The sequence below is a fragment of the Pedobacter sp. AC464 genome (assembly GCF_979253075.1).
Map to the genome: position 1 here is coordinate 137,800 of NZ_CEEDBV010000002.1, position 22,811 is coordinate 160,610.

The window sequence follows — 22,811 nt, forward strand, 5'->3', positions numbered from 1 at the left end:
AGTAATCTTCGTTAAAGACATTACCAATTTCACTTTTTTAAATTTAAGAATCTCACAATTTCTTCCTAATTCTCCTTAAGCAATGCTTCTTTATTGAGGTTACTGAATTTATTGCTCTTCACTACGCTTTCTTTGTCTTTTTGAGTTTTAAGAAATATCAATTTCCCGTCCACAAGCTCAGAAAGCAAGATAGTTAGTTTAAACCGCCGGTTCCTGCTGACTCAAACAGTGAAAGCTGCCCAGCCCCCAGATAATATCTACAGAATTAATACCAATTACTTTCCTATCCGGGAAACAACCCTGAATAATTTCCAAAGCTTTGCCGTCGTTAACATCATCAAAAACAGGAACAATTACGGCAGCGTTTGCGATGTAAAAATTGGCGTAAGATGCGGGCAAACGCGTATCATCGTAAATTACCGGCGAAGGCATTGGCAGTTCAACAATATTAAGCTTACGGCCATCTTTTAGTTTCATTGCTCTCAAAGCCACTAAATTTTCCTGCAATAACAGATAATTTTCATCCAACGGATTACTTTCAACGGCTGTTAAAACGGTATCTTCATTCACGAAGCGGGTAATATCGTCTATATGTCCATCAGTATCGTCGCCTACAATTCCATCTCCCAGCCACAAAACCTGGTCTTGCCCATAATATTCAAGCAAGTATTTTTCAATCTGCTCTTTGTTTAAATGCGGATTCCGATTTTCGTTAAGTAAACAAGCCGTTGTGGTTAAAACTGTACCGGCACCATTAAACTCTACCGAGCCGCCTTCCATAACAATATCAGGGTTAAACAATGGCAAGCTGAAGTGTTTTGCGATCTTTGTGGGTATAACATCGTCCAAATCATAGGGAGGATATTTTCCGCCCCAGGCATTATAGCCCCAATCAACTACAACCTTTTCGTTACCCTTCTTTAAAAAAGCAGGGCCATGGTCTCGGCACCATGCATCATTTGTTTCGTTAAAATAAAATTCAATCTGCGATAAGTCTGTCTCTACTTTAGAAAGTTCAGCAATGGCTGAAGCTTTCATCTCTTCATCCTTAACGTTAATGCGCACTTTTTCACCTTCGGCAATGGCTTTAATAAACTCGCAGTAAGGGCCATATATTGCCTCAATTTTCCCTGGCCAACTCGCCTCTTTATGTGGCCAGCTTAACCAGGTTGCTTCGTGTTTTTCCCACTCTGCAGGAAAAACATACCCCTGTTTTTTGGGCGAATAATCGAATTGATTGAGTTCTAAATAGTTTTTTGGAGGGAAATTTGACATTTCGTTTCGTCTTGTAAGTTTAGAGGTTTCACTTGGCGCCTGTCGAATTTTCTTCTTCGATGTGGCTTGGCTAATGACCAGATAAGCTTTTAGGTTTACCTATTTAATCTCCGTCAATATATCTTTTAGTAATTGGCTGGTAAGAGTCAATCCTTCTATCCCTTAAAAATGGCCAGTGTTTACGCATAAAATCGCTTTGATCTAAATCCAGCTCAACAACTTCCGTTTCCTCCTTATCGTGCGATGCCAGATAAAGCAGCTTGCCTTGTGCATTCGTTGCAAAACTTCCGCCCCAAAACTTCATTCTGCCTTCCTGTTCAAAACCAACGCGGTTTACACTTACAACAGGAACGCCATTTGCAACCGAATGTGAGCGTTGAATGGTTTGCCATGCGTTATATTGGTCCTGGTTTGTTTCTTCATCCTGAGTTGTATCCCAACCAATTGCGGTTGGGTAAAACATAATATCTGCCCCCATTAAAGCTGTAATGCGAGAAGCTTCAGGATACCATTGATCCCAGCAAATCAGGATACCAATTTTAGCAAACTTCGTTTCAAAAACTTTATAGCCCAAATCGCCCGGTGTAAAATAGAATTTCTCGTAATAAGCCGGGTCGTCTGGAATGTGCATTTTACGATACTTACCCAGATAGGTGCCATCAGCATCTAAAACTGCCGTTGTATTGTGGTACAAACCTTCCGCACGTTTCTCAAATAACGAAGCGATAACAACAACACCTAATTCTTTAGCCACAAGTTGCAAAGCGTTAGTAGATGGACCCGGAATCGCCTCAGCTAAGTCGAAATTGTCATAATCTTCAACATCGCAAAAATACAAAGACGTGAAGAGCTCCTGCAAACACACAATTTGTGCGCCTTTGGCAGCTGCTTCCCTAACTTTTACAATCGCTTTATCTAAATTCTCCTGCTTATCTTTAGTACAAGTCATTTGCACCAAACCAACCTTTACTTTCTTCATTTCTTTAAATTTTATGAGAGATTAATAGTATGAGTGAGTTTGCAAAGCATTCAATCATTCATAATCCGGTCATTCTAAATTAGGCTGCAAAGTTACTATTTTGTTTAAAATTAGAACGGCATATTTATGTAATTGTTTTTCCGAAAAGCAAGGGCAGCATTTCAAACCTTCGCCAGTCGGGCTATCCGTTTTAGCTATTGCTACCCTTCGGCTGCGCTCAGGAAAGCAATAGGCTGCCACTTCTATCCCGTTTAGAGATGCCCGGATACTGCCCCTATCTCAAGTTGCACGCTGTTCAATTTTGCTAAAGCCACTCTATATATTCAGGCAGCTAAAGCAGCCTGCAATAAATAATCAAACTGCATTTCATTACCGTCTGGCTTCAGCCGACGGAAATGAAAAAAGGGGCATTGATTTTCATCAAGCCCCTTTCACAATAAAAATTAAATTACGGGTTAATATTATCTCGTTTAGGCTTAGGTTTTGTTTCCACAATTTCGGCAACTGCTACAACCTCTTTTCTTTTTTGTTGCGGGTCCATCAGTTCCATTAATTTCAAGCCTAACAAGCCATCCATCGCAGAACCACCGTTGTTGGCACCATTACCACCAATCAATACATCAGGTATTAATTTCACGTTACCTTTTGATAGTTCTTCGGTGATTTTATAACGGGTAAAGTTTTCGCCACCCAAAGCTTTCACGGCCAATTCATAAGCTTCGGCGGTGGATTTACCAACTGCGAGAATTTTTCCGGCTTCGGCGTCGCCCGTTAGCGAAATTTGTTCAGCCTCTGCAGATGCCCGGAGTTTAATGGCTTCAGAATCGGCCTGCGCTCTAGCTTTTGTTGCTTCGGCTTCTGCATGGGCCCTCATTTTAGTCGCTTCAGCCTCTGCGCCAACGGCAAGTTTTACACCGGCGGCATCACCTTCAGATTTTTTAACCGTAGCACTGGCTGTACGCTCTGCTATTTCGACACTTTGCTGTGCTTTAACAATGTCTTTTTGCATATCGGCAATTGCGGTTTCTTTTTCCATTCCCTGGCGGGTTTCCTGCGCTTGCTTTTGCGTTTCGTAAGTTACCTTTTGCTCCTCAGCAATTTTACGGTCGGTTAAAGTTTTCATTAAAGATTCTGGCGGAACAATATCACCGATCAGGGTGTCAACGGCGTTTACATTATATTCATCAAGCACTTTGCGAATATGTTCTTTTGCCGATTCCTGACGTTCTTTACGTGTACTTAAAAAAGCAATAACGTCACTGCCCTGCGCTGAGTTACGGAAGTAATTACCAATGGTCGGTTCTAAAACCTGCGAAACCAAATTTACCATGTTGCCGAAGCGGGCAATAACTTTAGGCGCTTCGGTAGTTGGTACGTGGATAATTTGTGCCACATCTAAATTAAACGGGAAACCATCTCTTGAGCGCACGGTAATGGTTGATAAGTTCTTATCGAGGTTATGGGCTTCACTCCGGGCTGAAGCCCAGTTTAAAACAAGGTTAGTCGTTGGCACCAATTCAACTTTCATAATGTACTTGTTAATTGGGTACTTACCCGGACCAAGCGGCTCAAGCCATACACCTTTTGAGCCTTTAGCCACAATATTGCCATGTTTAAAATCAGCACCGGTTAAATCACTTCCCTCTGTACCAATAAAAGAAATTACAACACCTACATATCCGATTGCGATTTCAGTCATCGGGATTTCTTCCAGCTGAATTGCCCAGGGATTAAGGTTGTATGAACCTGCCAGAATTACTTGGGGCTGCAAACCGCGGTTGCCACCGTGTTTAATAAAAGCATCGAAATCCTGAAAATTGTTGTGGCCTTCAACAAGTTTACCCGCAATCTGATTGGCCTCTATTGGCAAACCATCAAGTGTGGTTACAATACCCACCATGCTTTCCTGAATGCGAATCATATCGGTAACCGAAACCTGAAAAAGCATGGTATTGATACGATAAGAGCCGGAAGTGATGTAAGAAGTTTGCCGACCCCGTTGACCACCATTCTCAAGAAACTTAACAGCATCCTGAAAATTATCAGACTCTACCCTTTGTCCGAGGATGTTTCCTGTCGGAATTTCCGAGCCATCTTTGGCCATGATGAGTCCGATTTTACCTTCCGGTATTACGGTAAATTGTTCCATGGTTACACTATATTGCCAAAACCACATTCCAAAATACAAGCCTGGCGCCAGTGATTTTCCCTGAAAACCAGCTTCGCCTTTTACCGCAATTATACGTCCATCGGGCAGTTCTCTTGCTGCGCCAAATAACACAAACTTTTTGGTAATTAAGCCAATTCTATCTTCGGGAACAATAACCATCCCGAACAAGAATCGTAAAATATATTTGTATAAAACGATGCACAACAGTGCCACTAAAACCCACCAGTAACTAGAAATGAGCGCTTCCATAATGATATGTATTTTCTATTTTTTTTATGCTGATAAACCATTTATCAAGCATTACATTGATAGCAAAACAAGTGCTTTGTTACGCTTTTTAGACCCTTTTTTGAATATATATTTTCATGGCATTTAAGGCCTTAAAGAAAGACCAAGGGAGCGTTTCGCATCCAGGCCACCTGCACTTGACAGTTATGAAGATCATCAATTAGAGCCAATAAAAAACTCATCTCCATCAATTTTGTAATTACTCTATTTAAGTAGGGAAAACTTGAAACTGTACTGTCCTTTTAGACGTAAAAAATGTCCTGTTTGCAGCATATCATCTTGACTAATAAAATAGACATTTTGTTTTTGTATGGAGCCTGGCAAAGGGACTGTTGTAATTAAACCCGATTGAACGGACGCCAATTTTTTTCTAATTGGCTGGAGAGAAAGCGGGGCAGGTGATTACTAAGTGAACAGAACCCTGCTTTCCAAAAAAAAAATTGTCTTAAGTTAGGATTAATTACACCCCTATTTCTTCCCTATATTCCTGTTGCAATTCGAACAGGCATTTGGCACACAGACAGCCATCGTAAAGTTCGGAGATGTACTGCACTTCGTTGATGCTTAGCTGAACTACGCTGCACTGGCATTTGGTGTAAGCATTTGCCTTGCACTCAATAGCGGTGCCGCATCGCTCGCAGGGAATGATTTCGTGTTTGCTATGTTTCAAAAGGTTGTTCATTGGTTCACTGCTCAGTAGTTCATTGGTATCAGGCGCATTGAAAACTAATGAACCAATGGCTAATGAACCATTAAACTAAATCAAAAGTAAGTACAAAAAATAAGGTTTTGAGCTTTTGCCCAAAACCTTATAAATTTATTGCTTTACAATGTTCAAGTTTGCTGGCGGATTGAAAACTAACGAACCAACGGCTGATGAACGATTGATTTGATTAACCTGAACAGCTGATACAGCCTTCTTCCATTGAGCAAACTGGCCCGTCTACGATTTCTTCCGCAACCTGGTCTTGCGTCATCTCAGCCGGAATAACCGCCTCGATAGCTTTACCACCCTGGTTTTCTACTGTAAACTTAACTGCCTGCGATGCCGCCTGGGTACGCAGGTAATACATACCTGTTTTCAAGCCTTTCTCCCATGCATAAAAGTGCATTGAAGTTAATTTCGACGTATTTGGAGCATTTACAAATAAGTTTAGGGATTGCGATTGACAGATGTATGCACCACGATCTGCAGCCATATCGATGATGTTACGCATCTTAATTTCCCAAACAGTTTTGTACAGTTCTTTAATATAGTCAGGAATTGATGGAATAGCCTGGATTGAACCGTTGGCCAATATGATTTGATTTTTCATATCGTTGTTCCACAAACCTAGCGCTACTAAATCTTTCAGCAAGTGTTTATTTACAACAACGAACTCTCCACTTAACACGCGACGGGTATAGATGTTTGAAGTATATGGCTCGAAACATTCGTTGTTACCTAAAATTTGAGAAGTAGAGGCTGTTGGCATTGGCGCAACTAATAAAGAGTTGTATACTCCATCTTTAACTACTTTTTTGCGTAAGGCACTCCAATCCCAACGGCCGCTGTCTGGCGTTACATTCCATAAGTCGAACTGGAATTGACCTTTTGATAATGGCGAACCTTTAAACGTTTGGTAAGGGCCATGTTTTACAGCTAAATCGTTAGAAGCTGTCATCGAAGCGAAATAAATCGTTTCGAAAATATCTTTGTTTAAGCGTTTTGCTTCATCGCTTTCGAACGGTAAACGCAACAAGATAAATGCATCAGCTAAACCCTGCACACCTAAACCAACCGGACGGTGGCGCATGTTCGAGTTCTCCGCTTCCTGAACCGGGTAATAGTTATGGTCGATGATTTTATTCAGGTTTAAAGTAGCCTGATAAGTTACATCGTATAATTTTTGGTGGTCGAAAGCACCGTTAATTACGAAACGAGGCAAAGCAAGCGACGCTAAATTACAAACCGCAACCTCATCTTTAGAAGTGTATTCTATAATTTCAGTACATAAGTTAGAACTCTTAATTGTACCTAAGTTTTGTTGGTTTGATTTACTGTTCGCTGCATCTTTAAACAACATGTAAGGCGTACCAGTTTCAATCTGCGAATCTAAAATCGCGAACCAAAGCTCCTGCGCTTTAATTGTTTTACGTCCACGGCCTTCAGCTTCGTATTTAGTATATAAATCTTCGAATTCTTTTCCAAAACAATCTGCCAAACCTGGTGCTTCGTGCGGACAGAACAAGGTCCATTCGCCGTTATCTTTAACACGCTGCATAAACAAATCGTTAATCCACAGGGCGTAAAATAAATCGCGGGCACGCATTTCTTCTTTACCGTGGTTTTTACGTAAATCTAAAAACTCGAAAACATCGGCATGCCAAGGCTCTAGATAAATTGCAAATGCGCCTTTACGCTTACCTCCACCTTGATCTACGTAACGGGCTGTATCGTTAAATACACGTAACATTGGAATGATACCATTACTTGTACCGTTTGTACCGCCAATGTAAGAACCAGTAGCACGTATGTTGTGGATGCTTAAACCAATACCGCCAGCACTTTGTGAGATTTTAGCAGTCTGTTTCAACGTATCATAAATCCCCTCGATACTATCATCTTGCATGGTTAACAAGAAACATGATGACATTTGTGGTTTTGGGGTAGCAGCATTAAATAAGGTTGGTGTAGCGTGTGTAAACCAACGCTCGCTCATTAAGTTATACGTTTTGATTGCACTTTCGATATCTTCTTTATGGATACCAACAGAAACACGCATGAACAAATGCTGAGGACGTTCTACAATTTTGTTGTTTACCTTTAAAAGGTAAGACTTTTCTAAAGTTTTGAAACCGAAATAATCGAATCCGAAATCGCGATCGTAAATGATAGAACTGTCTAAAATGTCCTTATTCTTTTCAATAATCTCATAAACATCATCAGCGATAAGCGGTGCCGCTTTCTGTGCTTTCGGGTCGAAATATTCGTACAACATTTTCATTGTACCCGAGAATGACTTAGTTGTGTTTTTATGCAGGTTGGAAACCGCGATACGCGATGCGAGCAAAGCATAATCTGGGTGTTTTGTGGTTAATGATGCAGCAGTTTCTGCGGCAAGATTATCCAACTCTGAAGTAGTTACACCATCATATAAACCTTCGATTACCTTTTTGGCAACGTCGATCGGGTCTACGAGTTCTGGATTTAAACCATAGCACAGCTTTTGAATCCTAGCCGTGATTTTGTCGAATTGCACCGCCTCTTTGCGGCCATCTCTTTTTAGTACGAACATAGTTTACGAGATTTTTAAGCCCATCCCAACCCTCCACAAGAGGAGGCCCTTTCAAGGCGAATTTTATATTTAGTAGCGGGTATCAAGCATCAACACTTGCGCTCGCGTATGTAATTTGTTTATTTTTATTTTGCATTAAGCTTACCTCGTCCCTCGCCATGACGGCGACTGGAAGCTTTCTGCTTTAACCTTTGTGCTTTAAGCTTTTCTTAAAAGTCTTCATCCAAAGAGAACGCTTGTTTATTATTATCTGCAGATGTTAACACACCGCTTTTTTGATAATCGCCAACGCGTTTCTCGAAGAAATTTGTTTTTCCCTGTAATGAAATCATTTCCATGAAATCGAACGGGTTTGTTGCATTGTATATCTTTTTGTAGCCCAATTCCTGTAACCATCTATCGGCTACGAATTCGATGTATTGGCTCATTAACTTTGCGTTCATACCAATCAGCGCAACTGGCAAGGCATCGGTTATAAATTCCTTTTCAATTTCTACTGCATCGCTGATGATTCCGTGAACGGCTTCCTCACTCAATTTGTTGCTCAACATACTGTAAAGCAGGCAGGCAAACTCGCAGTGCGAGCCTTCATCTCTTGATATTAATTCATTACTGAAAGTTAAGCCTGGCATTAGGCCACGTTTCTTTAACCAGAAAATAGAGCAGAAACTTCCACTGAAGAAAATGCCTTCAACGGCAGCAAAAGCTACTAAACGCTCTGCGAAAGTTCCGTTTTCAATCCACCGCAATGCCCATTCAGCCTTTCTTTTTACTGCCGGAACAGTATCAATAGCATGGAACAAACGGTCTTTTTCTTCAGGGTCTTTAATGTAAGTATCGATAAGTAAAGCATAGGTTTCTGCGTGGATATTCTCCATCATAATCTGGAAACCATAGAAACAGCGGGCTTCTGGCAATTGCACTTCGCTCATGAAGTTTACTGCAAGGTTTTCGTTAACAATACCATCACTAGCAGAAAAGAAAGCGAGAATGTGAGAGATGAAATGTCTTTCGCCATCATTCAGGTTATCCCAGTGTTTCTGGTCATCAGAAAGATCAATTTCTTCTGCGGTCCAAAAACTAGCCTCGGTCTTTTTATACATCTCCCATATTTTAGGGTACTTTATGGGTAAAAGCACAAATCGGTCTTTGTTTTCTTGTAGTAGTAATTCCTGTTCCATACGCTGATATTTTTTAATCTCATTATAAACAGAGCCGACAAAACCACGCATCCATCAATTTTATATGATGATTGTAACGTCTTTTATCAAAACTCTTTTAGTGAAAGTGCTAACTCCGTCGCCTTGCAAACAACTTGTTTTTTAGTTTGGGAAATTTCACATCCGCAATAGAGAAATGCATTTGTAAATTCCTAAAAATTAAGCTTTTGTAACTGTTTTAAAGGGTAAGAAGTTAAAGAACTTTGTTATAACAAATATATATACCGCAGCCCTTTTTCGATGATCAAAGTTGTTAACACTAACAAGATTTTAGTGGATAAATGCATCAGCTAAATATCATTTTCAGGCGAAAAAAAAGCTAATCATTTCTTTTTAAGGGTTTAGGAAACCTAAATGATTGTTAATAACTTAAATTGGGGGTTAAATTAAGGCCGAAATTCAGTATTACTAATACTACTCCAATGTATAACTGAGTTTAACTCTGGCAACGCCTTTGGTAAAGATACCAATCTGTTTAGCAGCACGTTCAGACAAATCGATAGCCAGCTTTTTAGAGAATGGTCCGCGGTCGTTCACCTTTACAATTACCGATTTGCCATTGTCTGGATTGGTTACAGTAATTAACGTACCTAGTGGCAAAGTACGATGTGCGGCAGTAAGTTTTTTTGCTCTGTATTTTGCGCCGCTTGTGGTTCGGCGCCCTTCAAATTTTCTGTGGTAGTAAGTTGCTAGAACTGTTTTTTTAACGCTATCTGGTTCATTTAACGACCCAGAATTTTGTGCTTTACCTTGTAAAAACAAAAAACAAAAACTTAATAACAGAAAATATTTCATAGGCTAAAATTTCATTACCGAGCCTGCAAATATAAGCATTTAGTTTATAATCAATAATTTGTGGAAAAACTGCAGCCTAATGGGCCTAAATCCCAATAGCGAAAACACCAAATTATTAATAGAAAACCAACGAATTTCTTTAACCGAAAGCTCAAAGAAATTTAATAAAAAAGGCGTACAACTTATCGCTGTACGCCCTTACCTAACCTCACTATACCCACCTTATTTTTTATCGGCAACAAAATTCATTGAGATAGAATTTACACAATGACGGGTGTCTTTATTGGTAAATCCTTCGCCCAAAAATACGTGCCCTAAATGTGCGCCGCAGTTAGCACAAACAATTTCTGTACGCGAACCATCCGGATCAGGAATTCTTTTTACAGCACCTTTAATTTCATCATCAAAAGCAGGCCACCCGCAGTGTGCATCAAACTTACTTTCCGAACGGTACAATGCAGCATTGCAACGTTTGCAGGTATAGGTGCCTTTATCTGTTGTGTGTTCGTATTTGCCGGTACCAGGATACTCGGTTCCTTTATTTACAATTACTCTTTCTTCTTCGGGTGTTAATGGATTCCAGTTCATTTTCTTCTTCGGTGTAATATTTTCTGATTGCTCGGCTTGCTTTACTTCTTTTCTGTCTTGCTTTTGAGCGCAGGCTGATAATCCCGTAATTAAGACAACAGCCGAGACCAAAAATAGTTTATTTAACAACGTTTTCATACTCCAATATACGCTACAAATTTCATTTTGGTTTGCTGGCCTTGCCGATTGCTTTAGTGTTTACAAACTGATGATAAATAATGGCACTTAAGGATTGGTAACCGCTGTTTTGTGATGCAGTAATGCTTCCAATCTGCAAATCGATCACTTTGAGAAGCGGGACAGCAGAAATTAGCCAGCGCAACAACTGTGACGGGGCGAGGCCAAAAAAAAGCGTCTCGGGATTAACCGAAACGCTTTCTCTTTATAGATGTTTTGAAATCTTATTTTGCTAATTCTTCTGCCATTGCAGCACCAATTTCTGCAGGACTTTCAACAACGCGAATTCCGCACTCACGCATGATTTTCATTTTTGCAGCAGCTGTATCATCGGCACCGCCAACAATAGCACCAGCATGGCCCATTCTACGTCCTGGAGGCGCAGTTTGCCCAGCAATAAAACCAACTACTGGTTTTGTACCATGTTCTTTAATCCAACGGGCAGCTTCAGCTTCCATACCACCGCCAATTTCACCAATCATGATGATACCATGGGTTTCCGGGTCATTCATTAATAATTTAACCGCTTCAACTGTTGGCGTGCCAATAATTGGGTCGCCGCCAATGCCAATAGCAGTGGTAATGCCCAAGCCAGCTTTAACAACCTGGTCTACAGCCTCATATGTTAACGTTCCGGATTTAGAAACTACACCAACATTACCTTTTTTGAAGATAAATCCTGGCATAATACCAATTTTAGCTTCATCAGCAGTAATAATTCCTGGACAGTTCGGACCAATCAAAGTCACATCGCGGTCTGCAATATATTCTTTCACCTGAATCATATCCTTTGTTGGGATACCTTCAGTAATACAAACAATCACTTTAATACCACCTTCGGCAGCCTCCATAATCGCATCAGCAGCAAAAGCAGGTGGAACGAAAATGATAGATACATTTGCTCCTGTTTTATCAACAGCATCTTTAACAGTATTAAAAACAGGCTTATCTAAATGTAATTGCCCACCTTTGCCAGGCGTAACACCACCAACTACGTTTGTACCGTATGCAAGCATCTGCTCAGCATGGTAAGTTCCTTCGTTTCCGGTAAAACCCTGAACGATAACCTTAGAATCTTTATTTACTAAAACGCTCATGTATCAATTTTTTTGTGCAAAGCTAATATTATTGACTGGAAAGTCAAGCCTAAAAATAGATTATTTAGCCCGTTTTTTCAGGAAAATGTAAGTAATTTATTTATGGCGACTACAGCCCTGCTTTACACTACAATACTTTTCAACCAAACAGGTTTTGCAAACCTTTTCGGTTTTGTAAAAGCATTTTCGTTGCAATCAGGTTTATTCAACAAAAGTAATTCGCTTTTGGCAACAACCATACAAAACGCTTAAATTTACTCGAGCCGAGAGCGGAATGGCTGAAGCGAAGAACTTGGAGCTCAAAGCAAAAAGGTTAAAGCAGAAAGGTTGAAGCGAAAACCTTTGCGGCTAGGCCTGTAAGGGCCCAAGAATTTTTAATTTTTAGGTGGAAAAGTTATGAAAATACAAATTACATTTATAATCATGCTTCTCTCGGCGCTTATTTGCACCGGGCTAAAAGCACAAACACCCGACACGGCAAAATACATTTTACAAAACGATGCCGAAGTGGCAAAAACAGAACCGGGAACGCATAACGGGGGTGGCGAAACCATCGGTTACAATTTCTTTGGCGAGGCTAAGAATCTCAAAACAGCTTTCCGAAAAAGGGTTTTAAAGCCTGGGTCATCCATTGGTTATCACCTCCAGAAAGAAGATGAACTTTATTACGTTCTCAGTGGCAACGGCACCATGCAAATGAACGGCAAAACCATTGCGGTAAAACCTGGCGACGCCATTTTAACAAGGCCGGGAAGTTCGCATAGCATTAAGCCGAATGATGATAATGATCTCACCATCTTAATTGTTTACGAGAAAAAGTAGCTCAATTTAAGGACTAAAAATCCTTTGTTAAGTGGTCGGCATTGCTAATCCCGAACAGCAAAAATGAAGTAAATCGACATAAAAAAAGCCGAACCAATGAAAAATTGGTTCGGCTATGGGTATATTTTTTTTATTTTAAACGGCTTTATCTTCCGTTTTTGGTTTCGGTTCCGCTTTCCAGCCTTTAGCCCACTCGGCCTGAGCAGCTTCATCGTGGAAAGTCCATGCCACAAAGCGGCTAACTTTTTGTCCCTGGCTCATTTGAACTGTTGTAACTTCGAAAGCCTTGGCCTTAATTAGCGCACTGTAAATGCTTTTTAAGTTTGCACTTTTAGACACCAGCGACGTAAACCATAAACACTGATTGGAAATTTGAGCACTTTGAATAATCATCTGCTCTACAAAAGCACGCTCACCACCAGGGCACCAAAGTTCTGCTTTGTTTCCACCGAAGTTTAAAACATGTTTTACTTCTTTTTCGTTGCCACCAAGGTTGCGCCATTTTTGTCGGGTTCCCTGCTCTGCTTCTTTTAAAGATGAGTGAAATGGTGGATTACACACCACTGCATCAAATTTTTCTCGGGCGCCTACAACACCTCTAAAAATCCCCATTTTTGAAGGCTGCAAACGAATTTCAACCGCACCTTGTAAAGATTTGTTGGCATCAACAATGCGCTTCGCTGATTCTATTGAAAGCGGATCGATATCAGAGCCAACAAAGTTCCAGCCATACTCCTGATGACCAATAATCGGGTAAATACAATTTGCGCCAACGCCAACATCAAGCACTTTAATATTGCTGCCTTTCGGAAGTTTTCCATTATTGCTCGAACCTAAAAGGTCGGCCACGTAGTGAATGTAATCTGCCCGGCCAGGTATTGGCGGACAAAGATAATCTTTTGGAATATCCCATTGCGGAATATTATAAAAGTGCTTCAACAACGCCTTGTTCAAAGCTTTTACCGCACTTTGATCTGCGAAATCTATTGAATCGTCGTCATGTTCATTCTTAAAAACAAAGCGTTTCAATTCTTTTGATGTTCCGATAAGTTGTTTAAAATTGTAACGCGAACGGTGTTTGTTGCGTGGGTGTAGCTCGCTTTTCTCCGAGCGGGCATTTTCTTTCTGAGCCAATGTGCTGTAATTTAATTAAACAAGCTGTGTGCTTATTTCTGCCTCAAAGATACAGAAAAGAGTTGGGAGTAATTCTACCGCCAAAACAGCTATACTTCTTCTGCTTTCTCTATTGATGCCGGCTGAATCGCTTTCAGGTATTTTTCATGGTCGAACTGGTTCTCGCTTTTTGCAATAACTATTGTTGCAACACCGTTACCGATAACGTTAGTAATTGCCCTGGCTTCACTCATAAATCTATCCACACCAATTAAAATTGAAATGTGTTCTATCGGCATTATCTTTAATGCGGTAAGGGTGGAAACCAGTACAATAAAACCACTCCCGGTTACGCCAGCCGCCCCTTTAGAGGTTACCATAAGCACGCCTAAAACCGTAATTTGCTGGCCGAGAGACAAATCTACATGGAAAACCTGGCAAAGAAAAATCACCGCCATCGCAAGGTAAATCGCCGTTCCATCCAGGTTAAAAGAATAACCGGTCGGGATTACCAAACCAACTACAGATTTTTCGCAACCTATGGCTTCCATTTTCTGCATCATGCTCGGCAAAGCAGATTCTGATGATGAGGTGCCAAGTACAATCAGAATCTCCTGACGGATAAATTTAAGGTATTGCCATAGGCTGAAATTATAATACCGGCAAATGCCATTCAGCACAATAAAAATGAATAAAATGCAGGTAAGGTAAACAGAGCCCATCAGCTTTGCCATACCAACAATGCTTTGTAAACCATGCGTACCAATGCTGAAAGCCATACCGCCAAAGGCACCAATTGGCGCTAAACGCATAATCACTTTCATAATTTTGAATAAAACCTTTGAGATTTTATCGAAAGCGTTTAACACAGAGGTGCCTTCGCCACCCAGCTTGTTTAAACCATAGCCAAATAAGATTGCAAAAAGCAAAATCTGTAAAATGTTTCCCTCTGCAAAGGCTGCAATAACATTATGCGGAATGATATGAAGAAAAAACTCTGCCCAATTCATGTCTTTCGCCTGTTCGGCGTAACCAGCAATCTTTGTGGTATCGCCGGCTTTGGCAATCATCCCTGCCCCTGGCTTAAGCACATTTGCAACCACAAGGCCAATAGCAATTGCAACAGTGCTAACAATTTCAAAGTACAAAAGCGCTTTCCCGCCAACACGACCAACCTTTTTCATATCACCCATGTGCGCAATGCCCAAAACGATAGTAAAAAAAATTATTGGTGCGATTAACATGCTTATCAGGTTTATAAAGCCCTGACTAATAAGTTTTGCTGTTGGCGCAAAACCAGGAAAGTAAGTACCCACAAATATGCCTATGGCTATAGCCAGGATAACCTGAAATGTGAGGTTAGAAAATACCTGCTTTATTTTTTTTATAGAAATCATTACCCGATGTAAAAGAGTGAAAATTTTTTGCGTCTAAAATGGATTATGGTAATATGTCGATAACGTCGCCAGCGGTAAAAATCCCGAAATCAGCATGGTTAAACTTAATTAAATTTTTATCCGATACTTTTAAATTTTGAGGTCTTGCCATTCGTATTACCTGACTTTCGCCCACAACAGCTGCTTTACTTTCATGAACGATTATGGCTGTACTTTCATCAATCCCAACGCATACCAAATCAGGGTGCGCTGCCAGTGCAGAAATTAGTCTGTTGTATCTGTTTCGTTTTAGAAAATGCTGATCAATTATGGTATTTTGAAGTAAGCCCAATCCCTGTTCAAACTCAATATTTTTATCCCAAAGCTTATTAAAGGTTTCTTTATAAACGGTATCTAAAAGTTGCTTTCCGGTAATCATAAACCTACTCATCACCGCCGCACCAGCGCTGGTACCGGCAATTGTGGAACCGCTTTTGTAGGCCTGGTGAATTGCATTGTAAACTGGCGTATTTAAAACAGCTTGCATGAAACGGCTTTGGTCACCGCCCAAAATGTAAATAAGTTTTGCAGATGTAAGTGAGTCAATCCATTTTTTATCATTCACATTATGCTTGCTGAAATTGAAATTTCGCACCTGATAGCTACCTATTTTCTTGAGTTGAGCGGCTATGCTTTTGAAACCCGAATCCGGAATTGTGCTGGCCATTGGCAATACAATAATATAATCACTTTGATTTAGACCTGCCGTTTTCAGCATTTCCTCCATTAAAGCATCTGAGCGGTTGCCGCCCCCAATTATGAACAAACTGCCCTTACTTTGAGCTTTAATCGTAAGGACACTGATGCATAAAAAAAGTGATACCAGAAGTATTCTCATTACTTGTAGATGTTAACCTCTATTTTTCCATCCGCGGTGATAGCCCCTCTGTACATCCCTTCAGTATTAAATGGCATAGTTATGTTTCCTTTCTTATCCAAGGCAATTAAGCCACCATCGCCACCCATTTTCCCAACTTTTTCCAATACAATTTTTGATGCCTCTGCAACACTCAAACCTTTGTACTCCATCAAATCGGAAATGGTTTTTGCAACTACGTTCCGGATGTAGTATTCTCCCCAGCCGGTACAAGAGACCCCGGCTGTTTCGTTGTTGCAATAAGTACCGGCGCCAATAATCGGAGCATCTCCAACACGTCCGTATTTTTTATTGGTCATGCCACCTGTTGAAGTTCCTGCTGCCAAATTGCCGGCCTTATCCAAAGCGACGCAACCAACGGTACCGAATTTATAATCGTGATTTTTACTTCCAAGAAGCTCTGTTTTTTTGCTGCCATGATCTAAAACTGCCTTAGTAGAATCTTCCTTAATTGCTTGTTGCAAGCCATCCCAACGCTCTTTTGTCCAAAAATAATTCGGATCAACAATTTCCAGACCCGCATCTTTAGCAAACTGATCAGCACCCGAGCCAACCATCATTACATGTTCAGATTTTTCCATAACCGCACGTGCAGCTGAAATTGGGTTCTTAACTGTCGTAACGCCCGCTACGGCACCTGCCATCAATGTTTTCCCGTCCATTATTGCGGCATCAAGTTCATTTCGGCCATCATGCGTAAAAACTGCTCCCTTCCCTGCATTAAAATGAGGGTCGTTTTCCATTACATGGATTGTAGCCTCTACAGCATCCAAACTGCTTTTTCCAGCCTGAATCTGAGCATAACCGGCTTTCAAAGCCTGGGTTAAAACCGCTATGTAAGCTGCTTCCTTTTCAGGCGTCATATTTTTCTTCAAAATAGTTCCGGCACCACCATGAATAACCATAACATACTTTTTCTGCTGGGCAGAAATATTTAGAACTAAAAGGGAAAAAAGTAGCGTTGCAAAAATTTTTAAAGACTTCATCTTCTATCGGATTTTAAAAGATGTTAAATTAAGAAATTAATCGAAATATTAGATTAGGCTTTGGCAATACCTTCAGAAGAAAACTGCAAATCGTACAACTTTTTGTAATAGCCGTTCAGTTTTAGCAATTGCTGATGCGTACCCTTTTCCTTTATTTCACCCTTATCAAGCACGATAATCTGGTCAGCTTTTTGAATTGTAGATAGGCGGTGGGCAATTACAATAGAAGTTCGACCTTCCATCAAGTTGTCGATAGCTTTTTGAATGAGCAGTTCTGTTTCCGTATCAACCGATGAAGTTGCTTCATCCAAAACTAAAATTGCGGGATTGTGAACCAAAGCCCTGATAAAAGAGATGAGCTGTGCCTGCCCAGCCGAAAGCGTAGAACCTCTTTCCATCACATTATATTGGTAGCCGCCCGGTAAACGTTCAATAAAATCGTGGGCACCCACTTTTTTCGCTGCGTTTACAACCTCTTCAATTTTTATCTGAGCATTATTTAAAGTGATGTTATTCAAAATTGTATCCGAAAAAAGAAAAACATCCTGGAGCACTGTTGCAATATGGCTTCGAAGGTAATCGAGCTTAAAATCGTGGATATCGATGCCATCGACAGTAATTTCGCCCTTTTTAACTTCGTAAAACCTGTTTAAAATATTTATTGTTGATGATTTTCCGGCACCGGTTGCCCCAACTAAAGCAACAGTTTCACCGGCCTTTACTTCGAAAGTTAAATCTTTGAGAACATAATTTTCATCGTTATAAGCAAACCAAACATTTTTAAATTTGATATCGCCTTCTAATTTTAGCGGAGCAGCTGTACCGGTATCAGGGGTTCGCTCATCGGTATCTAAAACTTTAAATACCCGCTCTGCACCCACCATACCCATTTGCAAGGTGTTAAACTTATCTGCCAGCTGGCGGATAGGTGTGTAAACCATTCCCAAATACATGATGAACTGGGTGATGGTACCCGGAGTAACATCTATCGGATTAGAAAGGATGCTCTTTGCACCAAACCAGATGAGCAGACCTAAAGACATGGCAGAGATTAACTCAACTACCGGAAAAAAAATAGAATAGTACCAGTTAGAACGGATATTCGCATCGCGATACCGCTTATTAATAGCATAGAACTTTTTGTATTCCTGACGTTCGCGGGCAAAATACTGCACAATTGAAACGCCTGTAATGTGTTCCTGCAAAAAGGTATTCAGGTTAGATACCTCGTTTCGAATTTCCTGAAATGCTACCTTGATGGCTTTCTGAAATTTGCGTGTAGCCATAATTAATAGCGGAACAGGCAAAAGTACTACTAAACTCAGTTCCCAATCGGTATAAAGCATAACGCCAATTATCACAATAACCTGCAGGGTATCGCCAATCATGGATATTAAGCCTTCTGAAAAGATATCGGCAATGGTTTCCAGGTCCGAAACGGTTCGTGTAATTAATTGACCAATAGGTGTTTTATCAAAAAACTTTAGCTTTAATTTTGTAATGTGATTGAAGACATTGATTCTTAAATCGCGAATAACCGATTGACCTAGAGTATTGGTTAACAAGGTATGGTTGTACTGAATCAGCGTTTGCAATAGCAACATCACAACCATTAAAATTGTCATATTCACCAGTCCGGAGTATTTGCCGGTGAGGATGTAATTATCTAAGGTATATTTTATTAAAAAAGGCCGTACCGGAGAAATTGCAGCGAGTAAAATTGTTAGAACAACCGACCAAACAAACACAGCACGGTAAGGCTTTACGTATTGAAAAATACGTTTCAGCAATCCTGTATTATATACTTCGCCTGTTACTGCCATGATTTTAATTTTTGAATGGTTGTTTTGAATCGGTGAATGGCTCCTCACCTCATCCAAAAAGCAATCACGCTTTACTGCTTACATTTATATATGGGTACTTAACGCTAACCAGATACAAGCCGCAAGCCGGTACAGATTGCCCTGCATTGCTCCTGTTTTTACTGTCTATTATATTTTTAAAATCTTTTATCCCAATTTCTCTTTTACCTACCCGCACCAAAGTACCCACAATGGCCCGAACCATGTTTCGAAGAAAGCGGTCGGCCTCGATCGTGAAAACGAGTCCTTCATTTTGCGTTTCGAAACCTGCTTGCATAATTTTACAATTATTGGTAAAAGTTTGCGTATTCGATTTACTAAAGCAAGAAAAATCAGTATAATTTAACAATTCTTCTGCCGCCTTATTCATTAAACCGATATCCAACCTGTCTTTCATTAGCCAGGATCGGTTTATTTTAAAAGGGTCCTTATCAAAATGAAGGTAATATTTGTAGGCTCTTGCTGTCGCATCAAACCTGGCATGTGCATCATTATGCACCGGCAAAATTCGTTTAACCGCAATTTGATAAGGAAGCATTGCATTTATACCGGCTACCGCAGCCAAAACTTTTTCTTCAGCGCAGTTTTCGACATCGAAGTGTGCAAAAAACTCAGTAGCATGCACCCCTGAATCTGTTCTTCCACAGCCCAAAGTTTCAACTGGTTGCCTAAAAAAAACCGACATGGCTTTGTCGAGCAGCTCCTGAACGGTTACGGCATTCGGTTGAGTTTGCCAGCCGTGATATAAGCTGCCATCATAAGCAATTTGTATGAAATACCTTTTTTTAGTCAAAGCGATGCAAAAATACTTTTTCCTTTTATTAGATAAGCTTGCAAAATGGAATTAAATATATATTTGTACAATTTATTAAATTAACATGATACAAAGAGTACAATCTATCTGGCTTTTATTGGCAACAATTGCTTTAGTTTTGATGCTGTTTTTACCCATTGCGGCAAAAGAAACAAATAGTTCTGAATCGGAAATTTTTACAAATGGTCTTCACCAAACATTTGCTACCAAAGGCGGTAAAACTTTAGAGACGCATACGTTTCTTCCACTTTTAATTACAAATATTGCCGTTGCCGTAATGTGTTTTGCTAACATTTTCAATTTCAGAAAAAGAAGTTTGCAGAAGAGATTAGTGATTTTTACAATTGCAGCAATTGCAGGTTTCGCTTTTTGGTGCAGCGTTTATGCCAAACAACTTCCTGGTGGCGTTGATGGTGCAATTTTCGAGGTCGGTGCCTACATGCCCGCATTGGCGATTTTGTTTTGCGTTTTGGCAATTTTTGGGATTAATAAAGACGAAAGATTGATACGCTCTGCTGAAAGGTTGCGTTAAGATGTATTCTGTTTTTGCCCTTTAAACCCGATTGTAGCGAAAATACTTTTACCCCTCAACAGCTAGTGTGAATTAAGGGGTAAAAGATTGCAGCGTAAAGCGGGGCTGCTTTAACCGATATCAAGAGGCTTTGATTTTCAAAAATTTAATGAATATCTCTTAACATTGTGACTGCCGATTTGTATCTCAGTCATCATCATTTAGCCTTGGTGCCTTTTCCATCATTCCTTTCTTCCTTATTTTCAAATATTTAGCTTAAAAAAGTATTTATTTAACGAGCAAGAAAATACGAATTATTAACCGTACCTTTGCGGCTTAAATAAATAAAAGACGAATGACAAACCCATTTCAATTATTGGGGATAAGTGATGACGTCGTTAATGCCGTAAAGGACCTTGGATTTGAAACTCCAACGCCTATTCAGGAGCAAAGTATTCCTGTACTGTTAGAAGGCACTAATGATTTTGTTGGTTTGGCCCAAACAGGAACAGGAAAAACAGCCGCATTTGGTTTGCCGCTGTTAGAACTAATCGATTTTAAAGTAACAAAACCGCAGGCATTAATTTTATGCCCAACGCGTGAGTTATGTTTACAAATCGCTAACGACCTTAAAAACTTTTCTAAAAACGTTGCTAATGCACATGTTGTTGCCGTTTACGGTGGCGCAAACATTATGCAACAGCTACGCGAAATACGCCAAGGCGTTCAAATCGTAGTGGCCACGCCCGGCCGTATGTTGGATATCATTGGCCGTAAAGCCATCGATTTTTCAAATGTTAAATATGTTGTGCTTGATGAAGCCGACGAAATGTTAAACATGGGTTTCCAGGATGACATTAACGACATTTTATCAACCACTCCTGATGACAAAAAAACCTGGTTATTCTCGGCAACAATGCCTGCAGAAGTTCGCCGTATAGCAAAAAACTATATGGATAACCCTGTAGAATTAACTATGGGCACAAAAAATACAGGTAACGTAAACATTGAACACGAATATTATATTGTTCGTGCCCGTGATAAATACGCTGCCTTGAAACGTATTGTAGATTTTAACCCTGAAATTTTTGCAGTAGTATTTTGTAAAACCAAACTGGATACACAAGATGTTGCCGAGCATTTAATAAAGGATGGCTATAATGCTGATGCTTTACACGGCGATTTATCGCAACAACAACGTGATAAAGTGATGCAACGTTTCCGTGAGCGTAACATGCAGTTGCTAATTGCTACCGATGTTGCTGCACGTGGTATAGATGTAAACAATGTAACACACGTAATTAATTACTCTCTACCTGATGAGATTGAAAGTTATACCCACCGCTCTGGCCGTACCGGCCGTGCTGGTAAAACTGGTATTTCGATCTGTATTATCAACTCAAAAGAGGTAGGTAAAATCCGTCAGCTGGAACGTATAATTGGTAAACAGTTTACTAAGGCTGAATTACCTACAGGATTTGATGTTTGCGAAAAACAATTATTCTCGTTAGTACACAAAGTACATAACGTAGAGGTTAATGTGGAGCAAATTGACCAGTACATTCCTCGTATTATGGATGAATTTAAAGATTTATCTAAAGAAGATGTAATTAAACGTTTTGCTTCATTAGAGTTTAACCGCTTTTTGGATTACTATTCTAAAGCACCAGATTTAAATGCAGCAGTTGGCGATGACCGTGGCGAAAGAGGTGAGCGTGGCGAAAGACGTGGACGTGGTAGCGATGGTTACACCCGTTTATTTATCAACTTAGGTTCGGTAGATGAATTTACCCGTGGCGATATGTTATCTTTTATCTGTAATAATGGTAAAATTGCTGGCAAAAGCGTTGGTAAAATAGATTTAAAAGGTGTTTTCTCTTTCTTTGAAGTTGAAGATGCTGTTGCTGATAAAGTATTTGAAGGCTTTAAAGCTGTTGAATTTAATGGTCGTCAGGTTCGCATTGAAAAAAGCGGAGATGGCGGTCGCGGAGAAGGTGCAGGCGAAAGACGCGGTGGCGGTGAAAGACGTAGCGGTGGTTTCGGCGGCGAACGCAGAAGCGGCGGTGGCGGTGGTTACCGTGGCGGAAGTGGAAGTGGCGAGAGAAGAAGCTCTGGTGGTAGCGGCAGACGTGAAGGTGGAAACAGCGGCGGTGGTTTCAGAGATTTCTCTGGTCGTAGCCGTGACGAAAAAGGCGGAAGCCGTGAAGGCGGAAGTGGTCGCAAAGAAGGTGGAAATCGTGAGGGTGGTAGCGGCGAACGTCGTAAAAAGTGGTAAATCACTAAAACCAAATATTTTAGGAGCCGTTCTGTTAATTCAGAGCGGCTTTTTTTATTTATGAAAGATATCCCCCGAAACTTAATTCCACGCCATCAAATTGAAATGCCTCCTGCTTTGAAAACCATCCACATTTTAATTGAAAGCTAGCAGTTATGCCCTATCTTATAAGCGACAGAATATGAAAAAATTCATCATTAACAGAATGTGAATATTATATTTAACAATTATATCTACCATCTTATGCG

18 protein-coding genes are annotated in these 22,811 nt (G+C 40.3%); 3 read left to right on the forward strand and 15 right to left on the reverse strand.

The window, feature by feature from the left end:
* Positions 1-198: 198 nt before the first annotated feature.
* From AC0IWT_RS11305 to sucD, 9 genes are all read right to left on the reverse strand, one after another.
* Positions 199-1,275, reverse strand: coding sequence for an agmatine deiminase family protein (locus tag AC0IWT_RS11305; protein ID WP_471797295.1), 1,077 nt, complete (start codon positions 1,273-1,275; stop codon positions 199-201).
* Positions 1,276-1,378: 103 nt separating this feature from the next.
* Positions 1,379-2,254, reverse strand: a complete 876-nt coding sequence (locus tag AC0IWT_RS11310) for a carbon-nitrogen hydrolase (protein ID WP_056870067.1) — start codon at positions 2,252-2,254, stop codon at positions 1,379-1,381.
* Positions 2,255-2,702: 448 nt separating this feature from the next.
* A complete protein-coding gene (locus tag AC0IWT_RS11315; protein ID WP_471797296.1) occupies positions 2,703-4,673 on the reverse strand; it encodes an SPFH domain-containing protein in 1,971 nt (656 codons plus the stop codon).
* A 499-nt stretch (positions 4,674-5,172) separates the two neighbouring features.
* Complete coding sequence (locus tag AC0IWT_RS11320) at positions 5,173-5,394, reverse strand: cysteine-rich CWC family protein (RefSeq protein ID WP_082491372.1); 222 nt, start codon at positions 5,392-5,394, stop codon at positions 5,173-5,175.
* A gap of 211 nt (positions 5,395-5,605) precedes the next feature.
* Positions 5,606-7,990, reverse strand: a complete 2,385-nt coding sequence (locus AC0IWT_RS11325) for a ribonucleoside-diphosphate reductase subunit alpha (protein WP_056870065.1) — start codon at positions 7,988-7,990, stop codon at positions 5,606-5,608.
* Positions 7,991-8,199: 209 nt separating this feature from the next.
* Positions 8,200-9,171 carry a ribonucleoside-diphosphate reductase small subunit gene (locus AC0IWT_RS11330; RefSeq protein ID WP_471797297.1) on the reverse strand — a complete coding sequence of 324 codons (972 nt, stop codon included), beginning with the start codon at positions 9,169-9,171 and terminating at the stop codon, positions 8,200-8,202.
* A 453-nt stretch (positions 9,172-9,624) separates the two neighbouring features.
* A complete protein-coding gene (locus tag AC0IWT_RS11335; protein ID WP_056870064.1) occupies positions 9,625-10,005 on the reverse strand; it encodes a septal ring lytic transglycosylase RlpA family protein in 381 nt (126 codons plus the stop codon).
* A gap of 222 nt (positions 10,006-10,227) precedes the next feature.
* Positions 10,228-10,731 carry a methionine-R-sulfoxide reductase gene (locus AC0IWT_RS11340; RefSeq protein WP_056870062.1) on the reverse strand — a complete coding sequence of 168 codons (504 nt, stop codon included), beginning with the start codon at positions 10,729-10,731 and terminating at the stop codon, positions 10,228-10,230.
* A gap of 263 nt (positions 10,732-10,994) precedes the next feature.
* Entirely contained in the window at positions 10,995-11,867 is an 873-nt protein-coding gene (gene sucD / locus AC0IWT_RS11345) for a succinate--CoA ligase subunit alpha (RefSeq protein WP_056870061.1), read from the reverse strand.
* A gap of 396 nt (positions 11,868-12,263) precedes the next feature.
* Between sucD and AC0IWT_RS11350 the strand changes: the two genes are divergently transcribed.
* Positions 12,264-12,689, forward strand: coding sequence for a cupin domain-containing protein (locus tag AC0IWT_RS11350; RefSeq protein ID WP_471797298.1), 426 nt, complete (start codon positions 12,264-12,266; stop codon positions 12,687-12,689).
* A 135-nt stretch (positions 12,690-12,824) separates the two neighbouring features.
* Here the strand turns inward: AC0IWT_RS11350 and rlmF are convergent, their stop codons facing one another.
* The 6 genes from rlmF to truA all read right to left on the reverse strand — a co-directional run bounded on the left by rlmF (position 12,825) and on the right by truA (position 19,756).
* Positions 12,825-13,823, reverse strand: coding sequence for a 23S rRNA (adenine(1618)-N(6))-methyltransferase RlmF (gene rlmF / locus AC0IWT_RS11355; protein WP_471797299.1), 999 nt, complete (start codon positions 13,821-13,823; stop codon positions 12,825-12,827).
* Positions 13,824-13,912: 89 nt separating this feature from the next.
* The gene (gene dctA, locus AC0IWT_RS11360; protein ID WP_471797300.1) at positions 13,913-15,199 is read right to left on the reverse strand and encodes a C4-dicarboxylate transporter DctA; all 1,287 of its coding nucleotides are present in this window, start codon (positions 15,197-15,199) and stop codon (positions 13,913-13,915) included.
* A gap of 43 nt (positions 15,200-15,242) precedes the next feature.
* Positions 15,243-16,076, reverse strand: coding sequence for a cyanophycinase (locus AC0IWT_RS11365; RefSeq protein WP_471797301.1), 834 nt, complete (start codon positions 16,074-16,076; stop codon positions 15,243-15,245).
* On the reverse strand, positions 16,076-17,101 hold the full coding sequence (locus AC0IWT_RS11370; protein WP_471797302.1) for an isoaspartyl peptidase/L-asparaginase family protein: 1,026 nt from the start codon (positions 17,099-17,101) through the stop codon (positions 16,076-16,078). The genes AC0IWT_RS11365 and AC0IWT_RS11370 overlap by 1 nt, the downstream gene beginning before the upstream one ends.
* 53 nt (positions 17,102-17,154) lie before the next feature.
* On the reverse strand, positions 17,155-18,924 hold the full coding sequence (locus AC0IWT_RS11375) for an ABC transporter ATP-binding protein (protein WP_471797303.1): 1,770 nt from the start codon (positions 18,922-18,924) through the stop codon (positions 17,155-17,157).
* Between the two features lie 64 nt (positions 18,925-18,988).
* Positions 18,989-19,756 (reverse strand): tRNA pseudouridine(38-40) synthase TruA, encoded by a 768-nt coding sequence (gene truA / locus AC0IWT_RS11380; protein ID WP_471797304.1) that lies wholly within the window; start codon positions 19,754-19,756, stop codon positions 18,989-18,991.
* Positions 19,757-19,841: 85 nt separating this feature from the next.
* Between truA and AC0IWT_RS11385 the strand changes: the two genes are divergently transcribed.
* The gene (locus AC0IWT_RS11385) at positions 19,842-20,309 is read left to right on the forward strand and encodes a DUF4293 domain-containing protein (RefSeq protein ID WP_056870054.1); all 468 of its coding nucleotides are present in this window, start codon (positions 19,842-19,844) and stop codon (positions 20,307-20,309) included.
* A 334-nt stretch (positions 20,310-20,643) separates the two neighbouring features.
* Positions 20,644-22,563, forward strand: a complete 1,920-nt coding sequence (locus AC0IWT_RS11390) for a DEAD/DEAH box helicase (RefSeq protein ID WP_056870053.1) — start codon at positions 20,644-20,646, stop codon at positions 22,561-22,563.
* The last annotated feature ends 248 nt before the right edge of the window (positions 22,564-22,811 follow it).